This is a genomic window from Mesorhizobium sp. M0189 (assembly GCF_040322135.1).
Lineage (GTDB): Bacteria > Pseudomonadota > Alphaproteobacteria > Rhizobiales > Rhizobiaceae > Mesorhizobium.
This window is the reverse complement of the sequence record NZ_JAMYSW010000002.1, coordinates 110,135-131,328: the sequence shown is the minus strand read 5'-3', so window position 1 is coordinate 131,328 and position 21,194 is coordinate 110,135. Positions and strand designations below refer to the sequence as shown.

Here is a 21,194-nt window from a genome sequence, read left to right as displayed (position 1 = left end):
ATGTCACGCACACGGCGCACATATTCCTTCTGTACGGCGTTTCCGAAACCGGCATTAAAGCCAGCCTGGAGTGACCAATGACCGATTTTTACAACCTTGTCCCGTCGGCGCCCCAAGGGCGCTTCGATGGCATCGAACGGCCGTATTCGCCAGAGGACGTGAGACGGCTGCGCGGCTCGGTGCAGATTCGGCAGAGCCTCGCCGAAATGGGGGCAAACCGGCTGTGGCAGCTCATCCATGAAGAGGATTTCGTCAACGCGCTCGGTGCCATGTCGGGCAACCAGGCAATGCAGCAGGTGCGGGCCGGGCTGAAAGCGATCTATCTGTCGGGATGGCAGGTCGCCGCCGATGCCAACACCGCTTCCGCCATGTACCCGGACCAGTCGCTTTATCCCGCAAATGCGGCGCCCGAACTGGTCAAGCGCATAAACCGCACCTTGCAGCGCGCCGACCAGATCGAGACTTCCGAAGGCAAGGGGCTGTCGGTCGACACCTGGTTCGCGCCGATCGTCGCCGATGCCGAAGCCGGCTTCGGCGGGCCGCTCAACGCCTTCGAGATCATGAAGGCATTCATCGAGGCGGGTGCGGCCGGCGTCCATTACGAGGACCAGCTGGCTTCGGAGAAGAAATGCGGCCACCTCGGCGGCAAGGTGCTGATCCCGACCGCTGCACACATCCGCAACCTCAACGCTGCGCGGCTTGCCGCCGACGTCATGGGCACGCCGACGCTGGTCGTGGCCCGCACCGATGCGGAAGCGGCACAGCTCTTGACCTCCGACATCGATGAGCGCGACCAGCCCTTCGTCGATTATGGCGCCGGCCGCACCGCGGAGGGCTTCTATCGTGTCAGCAATGGCATCGAGCCCTGCATCGCCCGCGCCGTCGCCTACGCGCCCTATGCGGACCTGATCTGGTGCGAGACTTCCAAGCCCGATCTGGCGCAGGCCAGGACGTTTGCCGAGGGTGTGCGCAAGCACCATCCCGGCAAGCTGCTTGCCTATAATTGCTCGCCGTCTTTCAACTGGAAGAAGAATCTCGACGACGCGACGATTGCGAAGTTCCAGAAGGAACTCGGCGCCATGGGTTACAAGTTCCAGTTCATTACGCTGGCCGGTTTCCACCAGCTCAACTTCGGCATGTTCGAGCTCGCCCGCGGCTACAAGGAGCGGCAGATGGCGGCCTATTCGGAACTGCAGCAGGCGGAATTCGCCGCGGAAGCCAATGGCTACACTGCCACCAAGCACCAACGCGAGGTCGGCACCGGCTATTTCGACGCCGTCTCGATGGCGATCACCGGTGGCCAGTCTTCGACCACGGCCATGCATGGATCGACCGAGCACGCCCAATTCAGGCCGGCAGCGGAATAGCGGAATAGCAGACAAACAGAGGGAACGCCCAAACGGGCATGACAACACAAGGAGAAGACCAATGGCATCGATAAGCCGCGTCAAGGAACGGGCCGAAGAGCAAGCCACCAGCATGAATGTCGACCAGCAGGCGACCATTCGCATGTTGGCGAACGATCTGCACAGGCTCAATCAGTCGGTGATGAAGGCGGTCGAGGCCGGCGTCTCGGTCGAACTGGTGCGCTCGGCACGTCACCATGGCGGCGATGGCAACTGGGGCGATCTGCTGATCCCGGTCATCGTCACACAGCGGAGCCCCGACTAATGAATTCTACCGCACCGCGCCTTTTTGAACGCATGCTATCGCACCTCGCAGGCTGCGGCTCTGCCTAGTCCGGCAGAGCTGCTAATGCAACGATTTCAATGACAAGATCAGACTGAGCAAGCGCTGCAACTCCAATAACTTCCGAGGGCGGCGGGTTGTTGTAGCTGCAGTGCTTCGGGCAGTGCACCGCAAAGAATTCGTCCAAGACGTCCAAGCGGAAATTGGGGGAGCTCAGAACGCCGCCATCGGGAAATGGCCCCTTAACAAAGAAGGTCAGCCGGATGAGATGCTCGAGCGCGCTGCCAAGCTCCTCCAGATCTGATTTGATGTTGGTGAGAACTGCGCGCCACTGTGCTGCCGCGTCGCCAATGGCGCCGCCGCCGCTTTTGCCGATCGGATCGTAGTCCTCGGCCGTCGCGGTATTTCCGGAAAGGTAGACAAACCCCTTTGCGCCGGTAACGACCGTACCCTTTCCCCATGGCATCAACCGGCCGTTTTTAAATTTCTTATGAGTCACGAGTTCCATTGTCATCTCCCGTCGCTCAAAGAGACGTGCTTAGCCAACGAGGAAGGATAGTCCAGCGAGGCGATGCGACAAGCTCGCGACAGACTTGCCTCGCCTTCATCCAACCTGCTTCAATCCGGCTACGGCTGCGAGTTGATGCGTTCGCGCTGCACAGCCAAACTTCGCTGAAGCCTGCCCAGTTGTAATGGCGACTTCTCCTTTCGAGCGGCGGCAAAGAAAAGCACTTAATTTTAATTTTAATGTTTCTTGCGATATTCTCCTGATATGCCATTTCAGCTTGACATGAGCAGCGATCTCACGCCAATTACCTCTCAAGTTTCAACCCTGCATTGAAACACTGAACAACGGCCTGCCCCGCCATGTGCCCAGCGAATCGCGAAATCGAGACTGCAAAGCAGGCGGCGTTCGTTAGCCGGGGCGTGGAGACGCGGATGCTCCCAGATTTCTCGCGGGTGCTGGTGGTCGGAAAATCACCGATCAACCGGGTCGTGGTTTCAAAGATCGTTGAGCGGTCCGGCCTCAAACCGATCTCGGAAACTCCCGAAACCGCGGCAAAGGCCTTGCACGCGCTGATTCCCGGCACTGTCGTTCTCGACGGCGGAGCGGAGAACGGTGACTGCGACGCCTTGCTGTCGGGCATCGATGCGCTGCGAAGGGCGTCAGGCAAATCGCTTCCGTTGGTGATCCTGCTCTCAGTCAAGACCGGCACTCCGGAGACCCTGGGCCTGTCGAGCGTCATCGATGCGGTGGTCGTCAAGCCGATCACCACCGAACGGCTGCAGCCGGTGATCGACCGGCTGGTCGGGCTCGGCCGCAACTGACCTCTACCGCGACGCGTCGACTGCAGACCTGATCAATCAATCTCGCCGATACGCTCGATCAGGCCCGGCAGTTCACCGAGATTGGCTATCTGGCGAAAGCGCGGTGCTGAGACCGGCGGCTCGACATGCTCCAGCACCCAGGTCAGTTCATGCGGCACGTGGATGCCCCAACTGCCGGCTTCGATTGCCGGCACGACGTCCGATTTGAGCGAGTTGCCGACCATCATGCCCTTTTCCGGGCCATCGCCGTAGCGGCTGAAGATCCGGCTATAGGTGGCAGCGCTCTTGTCGCTGACGATTTCGACCGCATGGAACAACTCGCCCAGTCCGGATTGCGCGAGCTTGCGTTCCTGGTCGAAGAGGTCGCCCTTGGTGATCAGCACCAGGCGGTAGGCGCCGGCCAGCTTTTCCACGGTCTCGCGCGCATAGGGAAGCGGCTCGATCGGATGGCTGAGCATCTCGCGGCCCGCGGCGAGAATTTCGGCAATGGTTGAGGCAGGCACGTGGCCTTCGGTGACCTCGATCGCCGTCTCGATCATTGACAGCGTAAATCCCTTGATGCCGAAGCCGTAGACCGCGAGGTTGCGCTTCTCGACCTCCAGCAATCTTGCCGAAATCCAGTCCTCCTCGGCGTGGTCGGCGAGCAGCGCGGCAAAGCGCTTCTCGGTCATGCGGAAGAACTGTTCGTTCTGCCACAGCGTGTCGTCGGCGTCGAAGCCGATCGTCGTCAGTTTGCGGCTGTGTTGCATTCGGCGTCTTCAATTGCGGCGTTGCGGGACGCCGACCCTAGACCAGGATGTTTTTATCCGGAAGTCGTTGTGTTCCCCCGGTAATCGAGGCGCACGCCAGCCGGCTCCCCTTCCCTTTGGTCGCCGGCAACGGCTATACTCCACAATCTGCAACAAATCTGGTGATTGATGCCGCCTGCAAAAAAGGAAGTCCGTCCGTCGAGCCGCGGAGGACGCGCCCGCATGCCTGCCTTCGTGAAAAACCAACGTGGCGTCAAGAACTGGAAGGAAGTCAGCGCCTGGCTGGAATGGCGCGGCATCGAAGACATCGAATGCATCACGCCCGACCAGGCCGGGGTTGCGCGCGGCAAAATGATGCCGTCGAAGAAGTTCACCTCCAACACCTCGCTTGCCCTGCCTTCGGCGGTGTTCATGACGACGATCTCGGGTGGTTATCCGGAGGACGGCAACGGCTTCCACTATCCGGAGGACGATGGCGACCTCAAGCTGATGCCTGACCTCTCGACGCTGACGGTGGTGCCGTGGGAGGAGGACCCGACGGCGGCGGTCATCTGCGACCTCGTCCACCAGGACGGCCGCTCGGTCGAGTTCACACCGCGCAACGTTCTGAAGCGCGTGCTTGCCGCCTATGACAGACGCGGGCTGAGACCTGTGGTGGCGCCCGAGATCGAGTTCTACCTGGTGCGCAAGAACCCCGATCCGGACTACCCGCTGACCCCGCCAGTCGGGCGCTCCGGACGGCCGATCGGCGGCGGCGCCGGCTATTCGATCGCCGGGGTCAACGAATTCGACGAACTGATCGACGACATCTATCATTTCTCCGAAAGCCAGGGCCTGGAGATCGACACGCTGATCCACGAAGAGGGCGCCGGCCAACTCGAAATCAATCTGCGTCACGGCGATCCGATCGAGCTCGCCGACCAGGTGTTCATGTTCAAGCGAACCATCCGCGAGGCGGCGCTGAAGCACGAGATCTATGCCACGTTCATGGCCAAGCCGATCCAGGGGCAGCCCGGTTCGGCCATGCATATCCATCAGTCAATCATCGACAAGAAGACCGGCAAGAACGTCTTTTCCGCGGAGGACGGCTCGGAGACCGAGGCCTTCTTCCACTTCATCGGCGGCATGCAGAAACATGTGCCGAACGCGCTGGTGATGTTTGCGCCCTACGTCAATTCCTACCGGCGGCTGACGCAGGCGGCCTCGGCGCCGGTCAACAACAAATGGGGCTACGACAACCGCACCACGGCCTTTCGCGTGCCACGCTCCGACCCGGCAGCGCGGCGCGTCGAAAACCGCATTCCTTCCTCCGACGCCAATCCCTATCTGGCGCTGGCCGCATCGCTCGCCTGCGGGCTGATCGGCATGACCAATAAGATCAAGGCCGATCCGCCGGTACTGACGACCGCCAATGAGGATGAGATCGACCTGCCGCGCGGCCTGCTCGAAGCCGTCGACCTGTTCGAGGCCGACGAGGAACTCTGCGCCCTACTCGGCAAATCCTTCGCAGCGACTTATGCGGCGATCAAGCGGGCGGAATTCGAGACCTTCATGGAAGTGATCAGCCCATGGGAGCGGGAGTATTTGCTGCTGAATGTGTAGTAGGAGAGTAGGGCAATATGGCAGTAGGGCAGTTAGGGCAGTAGGGCAGTAGGGCAAGGATGACGGACAAGATCGCATCGTACAGGGATCTGATCGTCTGGCAGCAAGCCATGGACCTAACGGTTGCAATCTCCCAAGTCACAAGGACCTGGCCGAAGGACGAGCTCTACGGGCTGACGGGTCAGGTGCGTCGGGCAGCAACGTCTGTGCCAGCCAACATCGCCGAGGGTTACGGCCGAGAAAGCCGAGCTTCCTACCAGCAGTTTCTCAGGATCCCCCAGGGATCACTCAAGGAACTGGAGACACACCTTCTAATCGCGCAACGGGTTGGAATTACCTCTCGCGAGGCAGTCGAATCATTGATGCCTCACAGCGAGAGCGTAGGAAAGCTCTTGCGGCTTCTCATCCGCAAGCTGTCGGCTGAATAGACACCTACTGCCCTACTGCCCTACTGCCCTACTGCCCTACTGCCCTACTGCCCTACTGCCCTACTGCCCTACTCCCCTACTCCCCTAGCCGAGCATCATGACTTACCAATCCCCAATCTCCCCCGGCCGCTCCTGGTACGAGGACACGGCCGGACCAAGGCCCGAATATCCGGCGCTCGACGGCGACCGGACATGCGACGTGGTGATCGTCGGCGGCGGCTTTACCGGCCTGTCGGCTGCGGCTCATCTCGCCAAGTCAGGCGCGGATGTCGTGCTTATCGAAACGCATCGTTTCGGTGACGGCGCATCGGGCCGCAATGGCGGCCAGCTCGGCACCGGACAGCGGGCCTGGGCAGAGGAGCTGGAAGCGGAATACGGCTTTTCCTGCGCCAAGGCGCTGTTCGACCTGGCCGAAGAGGCCAAGGCGCATCTCCTCGACTTCGCCGCGGTGCACCAGATCGAGATCGACTATATGCCCGGCCAAATGTCGGTGGCGCACAAAAAGCGCTATGTCGACGACTACAAGGCACATGCCGAGATCATGGCAAGCCGGTTCGGCTATCCGCACATCTCATTCATGGATGCCGCGGAGACAGCCGAGCGGCTCGGCTCGACGCATTATTTCGGCGGCACCCGCGACACGGGCACCGGCCACATCCATCCGCTGAAGCTGGTGATCGGCACCGCAAAAGTCGCGGCACAGGCCGGCGCAAAGCTTTTCGAGCAGACACCGTCGACCGGCATCACCTCCGGCGGCGGCAAAGTGAGGGTGACGACGCCGAAGGGCACGATCATCGCCGGGAAGTGCTTGATCGGGGTCAACGCCTATGGCGGCACGCTCGAGCCGGTGAGTGCTTCGCATATCATGCCGATCGGCTCATTCATCGGCGCAACGGTACCGCTGGGCGCCGATTCCAAAGTGTTGCCGGGTGGCGAGGCGGTCGACGATTCGCGCTTCGTCGTGCGCTATTTCCGCAAATCGAAGGATGGGCGGCTGCTGTTTGGCGGGCGCGAGATCTACGCAGTCAACGATCCCAAGGACATTCACATCCACATCCGCCGGCAGATCGCCGAGATCTATCCGGCACTGAAGGACATTGAGATCACCCATGGCTGGGGCGGCTATGTCGGCATCACCGTACCGAGAAAGCCGTTCGTGCGCGAAGTCATGCCCAATGTGATCTCGGTCGGTGGTTATTCCGGCCACGGCGTCATGCTGTCCAATTTTTTCGGCAAGCTTTATGCCGAGACGGTCGCCGGCAACCGCGACCGGCTGAAGCTGATCGAGGATCTGAAGATTCCGCCTTTCCCCGGCGGCCGGCGTTTCCGCGCGCCACTGCTCTTTCTTGCGCTCAACTGGTACGCGTTGCGGGACAGGATTTAACCAGGCGTCGCAGAATCCTTAACCAGGGCGCAGAATCCCCGCCAAGGGCGCAGTGATGCCACAATCGCGGGCGAAAGATGATGCTCGTGGGCAGCTGAACGGGGAATTTTTGCGGGCCTGCCCGCTTTTGGTTTGGGAACGATGCCGATCGAAATGCCGGCTCTCCGGCATCGGTCGTGAGAACATCGGCCCGCAAATGGAGGTGGCAAGTGTGAGAGAGCCCTTCAGTTTCGGTGCGCCGGAACGACGGCGCCTTGCGATGCAATTCGGTTACGATATGCGGCCGACGTTCTGGCACGGGGTCCGGTCGAACGCGCATCTCGTGATCGCTGCGCTTGGCACGGCAGCACTGCTCGGCGTTGCCGCAGTGGCGCTGTGGCTGGCCTTGCCGGCCAATGAACGACAGGCGGCGGCGAGCCCTGAGCAGACCGTTCCGACCATTCCGGTCAAGACGACGAAGATCATGCCTTCCAAGGTCGCTGCGGCGCCGCGGACGACGGGCAAGGCCGACGCGGTTTCCCCGGCGGTGGCCGCGGCGGAAGCCGACATACCGGCGCTGGCTCCCAACGATCCCCGCTGGACGGGACCAAAGACGGCATCGGCCGCCGCCACAGCAGCATCCGACCAACTGGCAAGCCAGACCGATCAGGCGGCCGATAAATCGTCTGCTTCGGTGGCATTCGCCGATCCGGCAGCGAAACCCGACGCTGCGGCATTGTTTGCCAAGGTGGCGGCTCCCGGCAGCTCGACGAAAAACACAGGGCCCGACGGTGCGCAGACCGCTGCCATCCCCACACCCAAGCCGCAACTGCCGACGCAGTCCGCGAGCGAAGACGACAACAGCACCAAGGCAAAATCCGGAAAAACCAATACTGCCGGTACCGGACGCATCCTGAGATCCGTCACCATGCGCACCGGCCCAAAGAAGAATGCGGCCGCCATTCTCACCGTGCCGGCCAAGACCTCGGTGCAAGTGATGAGTTGCAAGCAGTGGTGCCAGATCGTCTACAACGGCAAGCGCGGCTGGGTCTACAAGAGCTACGTCAAAACCGGGGCGTAGGACAGACAGAGCGATCGCGGCTCGGATCGCTCGCCATCAGCCGCCTGTCGCCGGATGGCCTAGGGGTTCAAATGCAACGGCCGCCGTCGACTTCCAGCGCCACGCCGGTGATGAAAGCTGCTTCATCCGATGCGAGCCAAAGCGCGGCATTGGCCACGTCAAGCGGCGTCGAAAGCCGGCCGAGCGGGATCGATGCGCGGAACTTCTCGCGGATCTCGGGTGTGTCGGCGCCCATGAATTTCTCAAGCATGCCGGTCTCGCCGGCGACCGGGCACAGGCAGTTGACACGGATGTTCTTTGGCGCGAGTTCCACCGCCATCGATTTGGTCGCGGTGATCGCCCAGCCCTTCGATGCGTTGTACCAGGTGAGACCAGGCCGCGGCCTGATACCGGCCGTGGAAGCCGTCGTCAGGATGACGCCGCCGCCTTGCCGCTCCATGGCCGGCACCACGGCAAGTGCTGCGTTGTAGATTGCCTTCATGTTGACTGACGTGATCAGGTCGAAGGTCGCTTCGTCGACTTCCAGCATGTCACCGTTGCGATGGGTGTAACCGGCATTGTTGACCATGATGTCGATGCGACCGAAGACGCTCATTGCAGCATGGACCATGTCGTCGAATTCGGACCGCAGCGAGACGTCGGTCTGGGTCCAGATCGCCTTTTCGCCGATCTCGCCGGCGACGCGCTCTGCGTCCTTGGCGTTCAGATCGGCGACGACGACCCGCGCGCCCTCCTCGGCAAAGCGCCTGGCCATGCCCTCGCCAAAACCCGAGGCAGCGCCGGTGATGATGGCGACCTTGTTTTGGAGGCGCATGCCTTTCTCACTCATCGTTGAAGACGATCGACGACGCGTTTGGCCATGGCCATCGAAAGATGTGTGTCCATTGCCGATTTCTCCTTTGGCTTTCGCCTTGATCCCGCTCTATGCTGCACCTGCGAACGCTCCCGGAAGCATCGCTTGCCGACAAGCCTCCGGCCAGAGCCGGTGTCAAGAGCACACGCGGATGTGACGCAATGACACTGGCAAGTTTAAATCGATTAGATTATATCAGCCGCGTTATCGCGACCGGCGTCAGAGCGGACAGACCATGACCAGCCAGATCATCCCCGTCGACCCTTTCGACTTTATCATTTTCGGCGGCACCGGCGATCTGTCGGAACGCAAGCTTCTGCCGTCACTGTACCACCGGCAGCGCGACCACCAGTTTTCCGAGCCGACGCGCATAATCGGCACATCACGTTCGAAGATGACCGATGAGGAATTCCAGTCTTTCGCCAGGCAGGCGATTGCCGATCATGTGAAACCGGAAGATATCGACGCCACGGAACTGAAAACGTTCCTCGCACGGCTCTCCTATGTCCCGGCCGACGCAACCACAGGTGCCGGCTTCGACAGGCTGAAGAAGGCGATCGGCGACAGCGAACACATCCGCGCTTTCTATCTGGCGGTGGCGCCGGCGCTATTCGGCGACATCTCGCACAAGCTGAAGGAGCACGGGCTGATCACGCCGAATTCGCGGATCGTGCTGGAAAAGCCGATCGGCCGCGATCTCGCTTCGGCGCGCGCGCTCAACGACCTGGTCGGCGACGACTTCCATGAAAGCCAGATTTTCCGCATCGACCACTATCTCGGCAAGGAGACGGTGCAGAATTTGATGGCGCTGCGCTTCGCCAACGCGCTCTACGAGCCGTTGTGGAATTCCGCCAATGTCGATCATGTGCAGATCACCGTGGCCGAGACGGTCGGCCTGGAAGACCGCGTCACCTATTACGACAAGGCTGGCGCGTTGCGCGACATGGTACAGAACCACATGCTGCAGCTGCTCTGCCTCGTCGCCATGGAGGCGCCGTCGTCGATGGACGCCGATGCCGTCCGTGACGAAAAACTGAAAGTGCTGCGGGCGCTGAAACGCATCAACGGCAACGAAGCGCCCAAGCACACGGTGCGTGGGCAATACCGTGCCGGCGCCTCGGCCGGCGGGCCGGTGAAGGGCTATGTCGAGGAACTCGGCAAGAACAGCAACACCGAGACCTTCGTTGCGCTCAAGGCCGAGATCGGCAACTGGCGCTGGGCCAGCGTGCCGTTCTACCTCCGCACCGGCAAGCGGCTGGCGACCCGCGTTTCGGAGATCGTTATCGAATTCAAGCCAATCCCGCATTCGATCTTCGGCGAGAGCGCCGGGCCGGTCTCCGCCAACCAACTGGTCATCAGGCTGCAGCCCGACGAAGGCGTCAAGCAGTTCATCATGATCAAGGATCCGGGCCCGGGCGGCATGCGGCTGCGCCAGATCCCGCTCGACATGAGTTTTGCGCAATCCTTCGACGGCCGCGCGCCCGATGCCTATGAGCGGCTGATCATGGACGTCATCCGTGGCAACCAGACGCTGTTCATGCGCCGCGACGAGGTCGAGGCTGCGTGGAAATGGATCGACCCGATCCAGGACGCCTGGGAAAGCGGAAGGCAAGAGGCGCAAGGCTACACCGCAGGCACATGGGGCCCCTCGGCCTCGATTGCGCTGATCGAACGCGATGGGCGGACATGGCACGAGAGCAATTAGGCGGCGCCTACAACTGGCACGAATTTGCCGGACGCCAGGAGTTGGCGACAGCGCTTGCCGGCCACGTCGCCGGCCGCCTGTCAAAGGCGATCGCCGAGCGCGGCACGGCACTGCTTGCAGTTTCGGGCGGCACGACGCCGGCGAAATTCTTCGCGGCGCTTTCGACCGTTCCTATCGCCTGGGAAAAGGTGACGATAACATTGGTCGACGAGCGCTTCGTGCCGCCCTCGTCGCCGCGCTCCAATGCCGGTCTGGTTGCCGCCAACCTGCTGCAGAACGCGGCCGCCGCCGCGAATTTCGTGCCGCTCTACCACGCTGCGGCAACTATCGCGGGCGCAGCGGTCTCCGACAGTGAGGCGCTGCAAGTGCTGCCCTGGCCCCTCGATGTTGTTGTGCTCGGCATGGGAACTGATGGCCACACCGCCTCGTTCTTTCCGGATGCCGACAACCTGGCAAGATTGCTCGATCCGTCGTCGCAAAGGATCGTGCTTCCGGTTCACGCGGCAAGCGCCGGCGAGCCGCGGCTGACGCTGTCACTGGCGCGGATCATCAATGCCGGCTTCATCGCGCTGCATATCGAGGGCGCGGAAAAACGCACCGCATTCGAGGCCGCGCTTGGAGTTGGAACACGAAAGCCCATTCGCGCCGTGCTCGATGCAACTCAAAAGCCCGTAGAGGTTTTCTGGGCACCCTGATCTCAACTTGGCTGCAGGTCCCGGCAACAGCCGGAAGGTGTTTGCGGGACCTCGCCTGAAAGGACCGACCGCCATGACCGCAAGACGCGACATCGAAGCCATCACCCAGCGCATCCGTGAGCGCTCCAGGCCCGGTCGCGAGGCTTATCTCGGCCGCATCGCCGAAGCCTCGAACCGCACCGCCAACCGGGCCGTGCTGTCCTGCGGCAACCTGGCCCATGGCTTTGCCGTGTGCAGTCCTTCCGAAAAGGTGGCGCTTGGCGGCGACCGGGTGCCGAACCTCGGCATTATCACCTCCTATAACGACATGCTGTCGGCGCATCAGCCTTTCGAGACGTTTCCGGCACGGATCAAGGACGCGGCCCGCGAGGCCGGCGGCATCGCCCAGGTGGCCGGCGGCGTGCCCGCGATGTGCGACGGCGTAACCCAGGGCCAGCCCGGAATGGAGCTGTCGCTGTTCTCGCGCGACGTGATCGCCATGGCCGCGGCGATCGGCCTGTCGCACAACATGTTCGATGCCGCCGTCTATCTCGGCGTCTGCGACAAGATCGTGCCGGGGCTGGTGATCGCGGCGCTGACCTTCGGTCATCTGCCGGCGGTCTTCATCCCGGCCGGGCCGATGACGACCGGCATTCCGAACGACGAAAAGGCCAAGATCCGCCAGCTCTATGCCGAGGGCAAGGCGGGGCGGGCCGAACTGCTCGAAGCCGAATCCAAATCCTATCACGGGCCGGGAACCTGCACTTTCTACGGCACCGCCAATTCCAACCAGATGCTGATGGAGATCATGGGCCTGCACACGCCTGGCGCCTCGTTCGTCAATCCGGGCACGCCGCTGCGCGACGCGCTGACCAGGGAAGCGACCAAGCGGGCGCTGGCGATCACAGCGCTCGGCAACGCCTACACGCCAGCCGGGCGGATGATCGATGAGCGCTCGATCGTCAACGGTATCGTCGGCCTGCACGCCACCGGCGGTTCGACCAACCACACCATCCATTTGATCGCCATGGCGGCGGCGGCCGGCATCGCCATTACCTGGCAGGATATTTCCGACATCTCGGAAGCGGTGCCGCTGCTGGCGCGGGTCTATCCGAACGGCCTTGCCGATGTGAACCACTTCCACGCCGCCGGCGGGCTCGGCTTCCTGATCCGCGAACTGCTCGACGCAGGCATTTTACATGAGGATGTGCAGACGGTGTGGGGCGAAGGGCTGCGCCCCTACGCGGTCGAGGCCAAGCTCGGCGCCGATGGCGGCGTCGTGCGCGAGGCCTCGCCGCGCCAGAGCGGCGACGAGAAGGTGCTGGCGCCGTTCAAGAAGGCGTTCCAGCCGAGCGGCGGGCTGAAAGTGCTTTCAGGCAATCTCGGCCACGCCGTCATCAAGACATCGGCGGTCAAGCCGGAGCGGCGCATCATCGAGGCACCGGCCAAGGTGTTCGACAGCCAGCAAGGGCTGAACGAGGCGTTCAAGGCGGGGTCGCTGACCGGCGACTTCATCGCCGTCATTCGGTTCCAGGGCCCGAAGGCCAACGGCATGCCGGAATTGCACCGGCTGACCACCGTGCTCGGCATCCTGCAGGACCGCGGCCAGCATGTGGCGCTGGTTACCGACGGGCGCATGTCGGGTGCCTCCGGCAAGGTGCCGGCGGCGATCCACGTGACGCCGGAAGCGGCGGAGGACGGGCCGATCGCCAGGATTCATGACGGCGATATTATCAGGCTCGACGCCGAGGCCGGAACGCTCGAGGTGCTGGTGCCGGCCGGCGATTTCGCACTGCGCCGGCCCGCGGACAGCGACCTCATAGGCAATGAATTCGGCTTCGGCCGGGAGCTCTTCGCCGGGTTCCGGCAGATGGTGGGCCGCGCCGACCATGGCGCGAGCGCCTTCGGCGTGGCGTGACTTTTTCGGCCATGAGGAAGAGCGGCTGGTGGCCGCTCTCCCTTGGATCTATTGAACCGTCAGCTCGGCTCGCGCGCCGGCCCTGACCGTTACCGCGCCTTCCTTCGAGCTGCTGTCCGACTTCTCCGAAACCACCGCGTAGTCGCCAACCGACAAGGTGGCCTGATACTTCTGGTCATAGGCGTAGCCGACCGACTTGCGGGTTCCATCGATGTTCTTCTTGGCCTCGAATATCTCGATCTTCGAGGCCCCTGGCGCGGTGATCGCCAGCACGCCGGCGTTCATGGCGATCTTCAGATCCTGATGTTCGCCAATTTTGACACTGAACGGCTGCTCGGCCACCGCGAGATCGACGGTCGCGACCATTACATAATCGTCGGGCGGCAGATCGAACTTGCTGTCGGGGCCGTAGGCATAGGTCACCTCCTGCCTGGTCCCGCCGATGTCCTTTTTCGCCTGGAACACCTTGAAGCCGACGCCAGAACCCTCGGCCTTGTCGCCACCGGCAGCATAGTAGGCGTTGGCGACGACATGCCCGACGCCGACGATGATATCCTTGTCGATGACCCTGCCGGCGGCAAGCGGGACCGTCTCGGTAACCACGCCCTGGCCGATCGTGACGGTCACCTTCTCGTCGCCGGCCGGCAGCACGACTTTCGTGTCGCCATAGTAGGTCGGCAGGGTGTCGACGCCTGGATAGGCGATCACGACCGCCGCGCCGCCGTCAACGTCCGCCCCTTCGCTTGGCCGCGGGTGGATAACCAGCGTGCCGGCATTCAACGTGAAGAGCGGCTTGGCGACCTGGCCAGGCTCGATCTTGATCTTCTGTTCGGCTTTGGCCTCGCCGGCGCGCGCGACGACGATATAGTCGCCCGCCTCCAGATTGCCCTTGTAGGCACCGTACTCGGTGGCGACGGGATCGCCGCGCGTGCCGTCGGAATTCGCCTTATAGATCTCCCAGGCATTGCCGTCGGTGACGGGATCGCCACCTTCGGCAAGCACGACGGTGGGCACGAAATTGGACTCCGCCGGCTGGGCAGGCGCCGGCTGGGGAGCAGGCTCCGGGGCGGCAGCCGGTTCAGGAGCGGATGGCGGCGGCGCAACGGTCTCGACGAGGGCGTCCTGCAATGCCTTTTCATCCGATGCTTCGATATATTTGCCGCCGGTGTTATCGGCCAGGCAGGCGACCTGCTTGCCTTCGGCAGCCGTCAGGCCAAAGCCGACGACATCGACGGTGAAGTCGATGCCGGCAGCCTCAAGCTCCTTGCCGAGCGCACAGGGATCGCCGCTGCATGTCTCGATGCCATCGGTGATGAGAACGACCGTCGCCTTGTCCTCGGTGTATTTCAATGCTTCCGCCGCTTGCTTGACAGCGGCGGTCAGCGGCGTCTTGCCCTGAAATTTCAAGCTGTCGGCCGCGGCTGAGATCGCACTTGCCGAGCCTGCCTGCGGCGGCACGATGAGTTCGATGTCGTCGCAACTGGCCTTGTCGCGATGGCCATAGGCCATGAGGCCGATTTCCTCATCGGCCGGGACCGATTGCAGCACGTTCCGCAGCGATTGACGGGCGATTTCGAGCTTGGGCTTGCCGTCGATCTGCGCCCACATCGAGCCGGAGGCATCGAGAATGACGATGACGCGATCGGCGGCGAAACCGAACCCCGTCGTCCAGAGCAACAGGGCCGCCGCAGCGACGCTCCGCACAAATCCCGCCATCAAAAATCTCCCCCGTCAGTCGCCGCCGTTCGGCGCCGGAACGCTATTTGACGCCGCGTCGCGACACAAGCCCGGACGGAGTACGAAGCTGCGTCGCCTCTCTGCCAAACCCTCAATAGGTCGTGCGGCGTTCCTCGGAAGGCGGCCGGCCGAATTGCAGCCGGTAGCTCTGGGCAAAATAGGAATGCGAGGTGAAGCCGGTGGCGATTGCCACGTCGAGGATCGGCATGTTGGTCTGGCGCAGCAATTCGCGCGCCCGCTCGAGCCTGAGCCGCATGTAATAGCGCCCGGGCGTCACACTGAGATGGCGCAGGAACAGGCGCTCGACCTGGCGCACCGACAGGCCCGCCGACTTGGCGAGCTGCACCGCCGACAGCGGCTCGTCGAGATGGTCGGCCATCAGCTCGACGATGCGGCGCAGCTTCTCCGACTTGCCGGTCAGGTCGCGTTCCGGGCCGACGCGCTGGCGGTCCCCGGCCGAGCGGATGCGCTCATGCTGGAACTGGTTGGCGACGCCATTGGCGAGACTCGAGCCGAAATCGCCGCGCACGATTTCCAGCATCAGGTCGATCGAGGTGGTGCCGCCGGCGCAGGTGTAGCGCTTGCGGTCGATCTCGAAGACGTTGCCGGTGCAGTTGATGTCCGGAAAGCGTTCGAGGAACCCGGCGCGGTTTTCCCAATGGATGGTGCAGCGATAGCCATCGAGCTGGCCTGCTTCGGCAAGCAAATAGGAGCCGACCGAAAGCGCGCCGAGCGCATTGCCGCGCCGGCCCCAGCTGCGCAGCGCCGCCAGCACCTTGCTCTTGCCGGGAAATTCCGTCGTCAGCCCGACCGAGACGAAAAGGATATCGACCGGCGGCAGATCGACAACGGCGTAGTCGATCTTGAGCGGCAGGCCGTTGGAAGCCATGACGGCATCGCCGTCGGCCGACACCGTCGTCCAGCCATAGAAATCGCGGCCGAGCAGCCGGTTCGCCGACCGGAACGTGTCGATTGCCGCGGCCAGCGAGAACATGGAGAACTTGTCGACCAGCAGAAACCCGAACTGCCGGCCGCCCTGAACGGGATCATTGGTGACCGGCCGTTCTAAGGGAACAGTGAGGTTCGGCAAGGACGCTGCTCTCTGGTCAGAAGGAAGGCCGTTTCAACCCGGCTGCGAGGTAGGCGGAAGCTAGCGTGTTGGCCATCAGCATGGCAATGGTCATCGGCCCGACGCCGCCAGGCACCGGCGTGATGGCGCCGGCCGCCTTCGCTGCTTCGGCAAACTCGACATCGCCGACGAGGCGGGTCTTGCCTTCACCCTTTTCAGGTGCGGCGATGCGGTTAATGCCGACGTCGATGACGGTGGCGCCAGGCTTGACCCAGTCGCCGCGGACCATTTCAGGCCGGCCGACGGCTGCGACCAGAATATCGGCGGTGCGGGCAAGCGCCGGCAGGTCCCTGGTGCGGCTGTGTGCGATGGTGACCGTGCAGTTGGCGGCAAGCAGTAGATTCGCCATCGGTTTGCCGACGATGTTCGAGCGCCCGACGACGACCGCATTGAGGCCGGACAGATCCTTGCCGCGCACCCGTTCGATCAGCAGCATCGAGCCGGCCGGCGTGCAAGGCACGAAGGCGGTCTCGAGCTCGCCGGTGCCGAGCTTGCCGACATTGATGAAGTGGAAGCCGTCGACATCCTTCTCCGGCGCGATGGTCTGGATGACTTTGCCGGCATCGATATGGCCGGGAAGCGGAAGCTGCACCAGGATGCCGTTGATGGCCGGATCGGCGTTGAGCTGGCCGATGATCTTCAACAGGTCCGGCTCGGAGGTCTCGGCCGGCAGCGTGTGCTGAACCGAATGGAAGCCGCATTCCTTGGCGGTGCGGGATTTGGAGGCGACATAGACCTGGCTCGCCGGATCCTCGCCGACGATGACCACCGCGAGGCCGGGCTGCCGTCCGCCCTTTTCCGCCAGTTCGGCGACCAGGGCCTTGACCCGCCGCACCACGTCTTCGGCGACGCTTTTTCCGTCAATCAACTCAGCCATGAACCACCCTCGACGCCGATCGCCTAAGCCTGCCGCGTTAAAGCATCCCCGCGGCGTACTCCAGATACCTTTTATGCATGTCGTTGCCCAGAACCATGCGCAGCCGGGCGGACATGCAGCGCGGCATTTTCACGAAAATCGAGCCGGGCAATCCCGTCAATGCGCCGTCCCATGCCGCTAACTCGAAACCGGCATGTTTTATTCGACGCTTAGAAATAGCGGCGCGTGCGGTTTTCGGTGAGCTCGCGAACCGCTTCGCGGAATTCACGCAGGCTGGCACGGATTTCCTCGATCTGGCTTTGCTGATCGGCGGCTTCCGAAACCTGATTTGCCTCCTTCGACCAGGCCTGAGTATAGGCCGAATGCTGCGGCGTGGGTTGCTGCGGATAAGGTGGCTGTCCGGCATAGAGCGGCTGTAGATCGAAGGCAGGCGGCATCGCTGCGCCGGAATTTGTCGCGGCGGAAGTCTCGCCGGACGCCATCTCCTCCGGCGCTCTGCCGGGCATGAGCCTGCGCAGCGCTGACAACACGGTACCGATCGGACCCCGACGCGCTGCCCGGTACGCTTTGTCCTCAGCGGGACCAGCATCGCGGCCGCCAACGGAGCCAGCGGGGTCGAACAATACATCGGCAGCTGCAGGCTCTTCCGTCAGTATGGTGGCGGCCTCCGGCCCATCAGGATGGAGCTGGCTTGTGCCGGCGGCTGCCAACAGGATCGGACTGGCACGCGCCTCGCGGCGCGACCGGGCGAGACGATGCCGTGTGGCGGCATCCTCGCGCCATGACGCGCCTGCACGCTCCTCTAGCGAAACCAGCGATGCTTCGTCCTCGTCGCGCACTGCCTCGACGAGCGACAGCAAGGACAGCTCGTTCCTCCGGTGTTGACGATTATCCCTGTAAGCCATGGTTCCTGGAGCTTTCCCCTAGGGCTGGGACGTAGCGACCGCCCACTGGTTAAGCGATGCTAAACAGGCATAGGAAATAAAAGGTTAATTTGGTCGGCTGAGAGACCTCGTTTCCCGCCTTAAGACAATGCCATCGAGTTCGTCGCCCGCGATTGGTCGATCACTCGAAAAATGGCGGGATGTCGTTAGGGTTGGAGGCAGACGTTCCATTGTTCATGAAGTCGCCATCTTGAACACCGTCAGAATTCGGGGGAGGCTATCCGTATGATAACGCCAGACACTCCGTTTGCGCTGATGCTGGAGATGCACGCTGTGCTCTTCGGAGTTCCGGTGCTTAGTCTGCTGGCAGGGACCGCAATCCTTGCTTTGATACGCCCATGGCGCTTTTCTTCAGGGGCCGTGGCGGCTTGCAAGATGGCTATGGGAGTCGGCGTCGTGGCCGTGGCAGTTGTGCTTGGTTGGGGAGGATTTCTTGTCGGCTTTGGTGCGCTGTTGGAGAATCCAGGCTATCGCTCCCACCTCGTCTGCAGTCCCTGTTTTTAGTCTGGGATGGGCCGAACCTGGCCGTCCAGAGTGATCGGGTCAGGACTGACCGAGCCCGATCAGGCGGCGAAAGCGGCGACATAACCCGGCCCCTGATCAAGGTCCGAGAGGGGCTTCCCCGTCCGTCCACGAACGTCTATGGCAAAGCCAACCATTTCGAATGGAGAGCTTCGATGACGATCAGGCTTGTTCTCGCCGGTTGCGGCAATATGGGCTACGCCATGCTCTCCGGCTGGCTGAAAGCCGGCAAGCTCGCTCCGGCTGCGGTGTTCGTGGTCGAGCCCAATGCCGAGTTGCGCAAGCGTGCCGAAGCACTGGGCTGCGGTGCTGCCGCGGATGTCGGCGCCATACCGGCCAACGCCGTGCCGGCCCTCGTCGTCATGGCGGTCAAGCCGCAGGTGATCCGCGACGTGACGGCTGGCTACATCCGCTTCAACGATGGCCGAACCACTTTCCTCAGCATCGCCGCCGGGACACCGGTCGCCACGTTCGAAGGCATTCTCGGCGACCGCGCGCCGATCGTGCGCTGCATGCCCAACACGCCGGCGGCAATCGGCAAGGGCATGATGGTGGTGTTTTCCAACAGGCTGGTTTCCGAGGACACCAAACACCTTGTCGCCGATCTGCTTTCGGCGAGCGGGCAAGTGGCCGACATTGACGACGAGGGCCTGATGGACGCGGTGACGGCAGTCTCCGGATCCGGTCCAGCTTATATCTTCCATTTCATCGAAGCGCTGACGGTGGCCGCCGAGAAGGCTGGCCTGCCGGCCGGGACTGCCAAGCTCTTGGCAATGCAGACGGTCTACGGCGCCGCATCGCTGGCCGCCGAAAGCGGCGAGGAGCCCGGCGTGCTCAGGCAGCAGGTGACCAGCCCCAACGGCACCACGGCTGCGGCCCTTGCAGTACTGATGGGCGAGGACCGGCTGACACGCCTGCTCACCGAGGCGGTGGAAGCGGCGCGGCTGCGGTCGGTAGAGCTGGGGAAGTAACAGCTGTCGAGGCGTGGGTCGGCCGTGCGTTTCAGGGGCAATAGCAAACGCTCTGTAGCGATCCTTCGCGCCCCCCCTCTGTCCTGCCGGACATCTCCCCCACAAGGGGGGAGATTGGCAGTTTGGGCGCTCCGCTCACGAACTGCGATGTTGGAGATTGGCGAAAGCCGGCGTGACGTCCGATCTCCCCCCATGTGGGGGAGATGTCCGGCAGGACAGAGAGGGGCGCTGTCCCGCCGACGTCAAAGTTTCTGCACCGCACCTAACCCGCCCCATACAGCATCTCGTCCTGCAGCCGGCGCAAGGCGAATAGCCTGGTCGTCGGGTCGGGCGCGGCATTGTCGGCGGTGAGCAATTCGCCTTTCCTCACCGGTTTCAGCACCTTGCCGCCTTCGAGCAGGCCGACGGGCACGGCGTGGTGGGCGCGAGCCTCCTCGACGGTCATGGTCCAGGAGCGGTAGCAGGTCTCGCCGATCGCGTCGAACGTCTCGCCTGCCGCCAGATCGCGCTTGGCCACGGCGCAGACCTCGGCCACCGGCCTCGGCAGCGGCACCATGTCGGGCTTGCCGTAAAGCGCGATGCGGGCGGCCGTCAGCGGCACTTCCAGCGAGGTCAGATGGTAGGGCCTGAAGAAGCTGTAATAGGGGCCGTGGCCGATATGCAGATCGTCCATGCGCTCGATGATCCGCGGATGAGTCGCCTCGACGATGACGAAGACACCGGGCGCCACGCCCTTGCCGACGGTATAGTCGACAACGCCCTTCTTCGACAGGATGCCGCCCTGCTCGCGCGGGATCAGCACCTTGACCAACTCGTCACGGTCGGCCTTGGGGCCGTGCATGCCGGGAACGTCGGGTACCAGCCCAGTGGCGTTTGCGATGGCGCACATCTCGACCATGGTTTTCGAGCCGTCGACGAACTCGACCAGCATGCGCGGATTCATGTTGCGGCGCAGCGCTTCCTCGCGGTAGTCGTCGGGAACAGCGTCGTGGTTGAGAGGGTTGTTCTTGCCCTTGCCGGCGGAGACGATGGTGTAGCCGAGCGCCGAGGCGAACTCGATCAGCTCCATGCAGCTCGACGGTTCGTCGCCGGCACCGACCGAATAGACGACGCCGAGCCGGTCGGCCTGCTGCTTGAGGTAGCAGCCAATAGTGACGTCGGCCTCGACATTCATCATCACCAGATGCTTGCCGTGCTGCATCGCCATCAGGTCGAAATCGGCGGCGACGCCGGGCTTGCCGGTGGCATCGATGACAACATCGATGAGCGGATTGGTGACCAGCATCTCGTTCGAGGTGATTGCGATCTTGCCGCTCTCGATCGCTTGGCTGACCTTCGAAGCGCTGTCCGCTTCGGCTGCCATTGCCTCGTCGCCATAGGCGATGCGGATGGCGTCACGCGCCGTATGCGGCCGGCGGGTCGAAATCGCGCAAACCGAAATGCCCGGCATCAGCATGCCTTGTGTCACCAGGTCGGTGCCCATCTCGCCCGACCCGATGACACCGATGCGCACCGGGCGGCCTTCCGCCGCGCGCTTGGCAAGATCCCGGGCAAGCCCGGTCAAGGCGACATTGGTCATGCTGGAAACGTCCACTGCTTTTTTGATTTGAAGCGGGAATAGCA

The 21,194-nt window shown here is 63.0% G+C and carries 19 protein-coding genes; 11 read left to right on the top strand and 8 right to left on the bottom strand.

Annotated elements, in window-relative coordinates; translation table 11 throughout:
* Positions 1–77: 77 nt before the first annotated feature.
* On the top strand, positions 78–1,367 hold the full coding sequence (gene aceA / locus NKJ09_RS03510; protein WP_023719401.1) for an isocitrate lyase: 1,290 nt from the start codon (positions 78–80) through the stop codon (positions 1,365–1,367).
* A gap of 61 nt (positions 1,368–1,428) precedes the next feature.
* The gene (locus NKJ09_RS03505) at positions 1,429–1,671 is read left to right on the top strand and encodes an SMc00767 family acetate metabolism repressor (RefSeq protein WP_352482385.1); all 243 of its coding nucleotides are present in this window, start codon (positions 1,429–1,431) and stop codon (positions 1,669–1,671) included.
* A gap of 64 nt (positions 1,672–1,735) precedes the next feature.
* On the opposite strand, the gene NKJ09_RS03500 is transcribed toward NKJ09_RS03505, so the two are convergent.
* The gene (locus NKJ09_RS03500; protein WP_023719403.1) at positions 1,736–2,197 is read right to left on the bottom strand and encodes a RidA family protein; all 462 of its coding nucleotides are present in this window, start codon (positions 2,195–2,197) and stop codon (positions 1,736–1,738) included.
* A gap of 431 nt (positions 2,198–2,628) precedes the next feature.
* On the opposite strand from NKJ09_RS03500, the gene NKJ09_RS03495 reads away from it, so the two are divergent.
* The gene (locus NKJ09_RS03495; RefSeq protein ID WP_156948085.1) at positions 2,629–3,018 is read left to right on the top strand and encodes an ANTAR domain-containing protein; all 390 of its coding nucleotides are present in this window, start codon (positions 2,629–2,631) and stop codon (positions 3,016–3,018) included.
* A 32-nt stretch (positions 3,019–3,050) separates the two neighbouring features.
* Here NKJ09_RS03495 and NKJ09_RS03490 read toward each other — a convergent pair whose 3' ends face one another.
* A complete protein-coding gene (locus tag NKJ09_RS03490; RefSeq protein WP_352493833.1) occupies positions 3,051–3,767 on the bottom strand; it encodes an HAD family hydrolase in 717 nt (238 codons plus the stop codon).
* A gap of 168 nt (positions 3,768–3,935) precedes the next feature.
* On the opposite strand from NKJ09_RS03490, the gene NKJ09_RS03485 reads away from it, so the two are divergent.
* The 4 genes from NKJ09_RS03485 (at position 3,936) to NKJ09_RS03470 (ending at position 8,241) form a co-directional block, all read left to right on the top strand.
* Positions 3,936–5,369 (top strand): glutamine synthetase family protein, encoded by a 1,434-nt coding sequence (locus tag NKJ09_RS03485; protein WP_352493832.1) that lies wholly within the window; start codon positions 3,936–3,938, stop codon positions 5,367–5,369.
* 59 nt (positions 5,370–5,428) lie between these two features.
* The gene (locus tag NKJ09_RS03480) at positions 5,429–5,797 is read left to right on the top strand and encodes a four helix bundle protein (protein ID WP_352493831.1); all 369 of its coding nucleotides are present in this window, start codon (positions 5,429–5,431) and stop codon (positions 5,795–5,797) included.
* A 97-nt stretch (positions 5,798–5,894) separates the two neighbouring features.
* A complete protein-coding gene (locus tag NKJ09_RS03475) occupies positions 5,895–7,181 on the top strand; it encodes an NAD(P)/FAD-dependent oxidoreductase (RefSeq protein ID WP_352493830.1) in 1,287 nt (428 codons plus the stop codon).
* 259 nt (positions 7,182–7,440) lie between these two features.
* Positions 7,441–8,241 carry an SH3 domain-containing protein gene (locus NKJ09_RS03470; protein ID WP_245278604.1) on the top strand — a complete coding sequence of 267 codons (801 nt, stop codon included), beginning with the start codon at positions 7,441–7,443 and terminating at the stop codon, positions 8,239–8,241.
* A 67-nt stretch (positions 8,242–8,308) separates the two neighbouring features.
* On the opposite strand, the gene NKJ09_RS03465 is transcribed toward NKJ09_RS03470, so the two are convergent.
* The gene (locus tag NKJ09_RS03465; RefSeq protein WP_352493829.1) at positions 8,309–9,055 is read right to left on the bottom strand and encodes an SDR family oxidoreductase; all 747 of its coding nucleotides are present in this window, start codon (positions 9,053–9,055) and stop codon (positions 8,309–8,311) included.
* 274 nt (positions 9,056–9,329) lie between these two features.
* Here NKJ09_RS03465 and zwf point away from each other — a divergent pair, with 274 nt between their 5' ends.
* The 3 genes from zwf to edd all read left to right on the top strand — a co-directional run bounded on the left by zwf (position 9,330) and on the right by edd (position 13,391).
* Entirely contained in the window at positions 9,330–10,799 is a 1,470-nt protein-coding gene (gene zwf, locus NKJ09_RS03460) for a glucose-6-phosphate dehydrogenase (protein WP_023719411.1), read from the top strand.
* On the top strand, positions 10,781–11,494 hold the full coding sequence (gene pgl, locus NKJ09_RS03455) for a 6-phosphogluconolactonase (RefSeq protein WP_352482394.1): 714 nt from the start codon (positions 10,781–10,783) through the stop codon (positions 11,492–11,494). Before zwf ends, pgl begins: the two co-directional genes overlap by 19 nt.
* A gap of 73 nt (positions 11,495–11,567) precedes the next feature.
* Positions 11,568–13,391: a phosphogluconate dehydratase gene (edd, locus tag NKJ09_RS03450; RefSeq protein ID WP_352515890.1), complete on the top strand. Its 1,824-nt coding sequence runs from the start codon at positions 11,568–11,570 to the stop codon at positions 13,389–13,391.
* Positions 13,392–13,439: 48 nt separating this feature from the next.
* Here edd and NKJ09_RS03445 read toward each other — a convergent pair whose 3' ends face one another.
* The 4 genes from NKJ09_RS03445 to NKJ09_RS03430 all read right to left on the bottom strand — a co-directional run bounded on the left by NKJ09_RS03445 (position 13,440) and on the right by NKJ09_RS03430 (position 17,994).
* A complete protein-coding gene (locus tag NKJ09_RS03445) occupies positions 13,440–15,107 on the bottom strand; it encodes a vWA domain-containing protein (protein WP_352493827.1) in 1,668 nt (555 codons plus the stop codon).
* Between the two features lie 112 nt (positions 15,108–15,219).
* On the bottom strand, positions 15,220–16,218 hold the full coding sequence (locus NKJ09_RS03440; RefSeq protein ID WP_023719415.1) for a GlxA family transcriptional regulator: 999 nt from the start codon (positions 16,216–16,218) through the stop codon (positions 15,220–15,222).
* Between the two features lie 16 nt (positions 16,219–16,234).
* Entirely contained in the window at positions 16,235–17,134 is a 900-nt protein-coding gene (gene folD, locus NKJ09_RS03435; protein ID WP_352493826.1) for a bifunctional methylenetetrahydrofolate dehydrogenase/methenyltetrahydrofolate cyclohydrolase FolD, read from the bottom strand.
* A gap of 209 nt (positions 17,135–17,343) precedes the next feature.
* A complete protein-coding gene (locus NKJ09_RS03430) occupies positions 17,344–17,994 on the bottom strand; it encodes a hypothetical protein (protein WP_352515891.1) in 651 nt (216 codons plus the stop codon).
* 761 nt (positions 17,995–18,755) lie between these two features.
* Here NKJ09_RS03430 and proC point away from each other — a divergent pair.
* Positions 18,756–19,571 (top strand): pyrroline-5-carboxylate reductase, encoded by an 816-nt coding sequence (proC, locus tag NKJ09_RS03425; protein WP_352493824.1) that lies wholly within the window; start codon positions 18,756–18,758, stop codon positions 19,569–19,571.
* Between the two features lie 262 nt (positions 19,572–19,833).
* Here the strand turns inward: proC and NKJ09_RS03420 are convergent, their stop codons facing one another.
* Positions 19,834–21,150 (bottom strand): NAD(P)H-dependent oxidoreductase, encoded by a 1,317-nt coding sequence (locus NKJ09_RS03420; protein ID WP_352493823.1) that lies wholly within the window; start codon positions 21,148–21,150, stop codon positions 19,834–19,836.
* Positions 21,151–21,194: the final 44 nt, after the last annotated feature.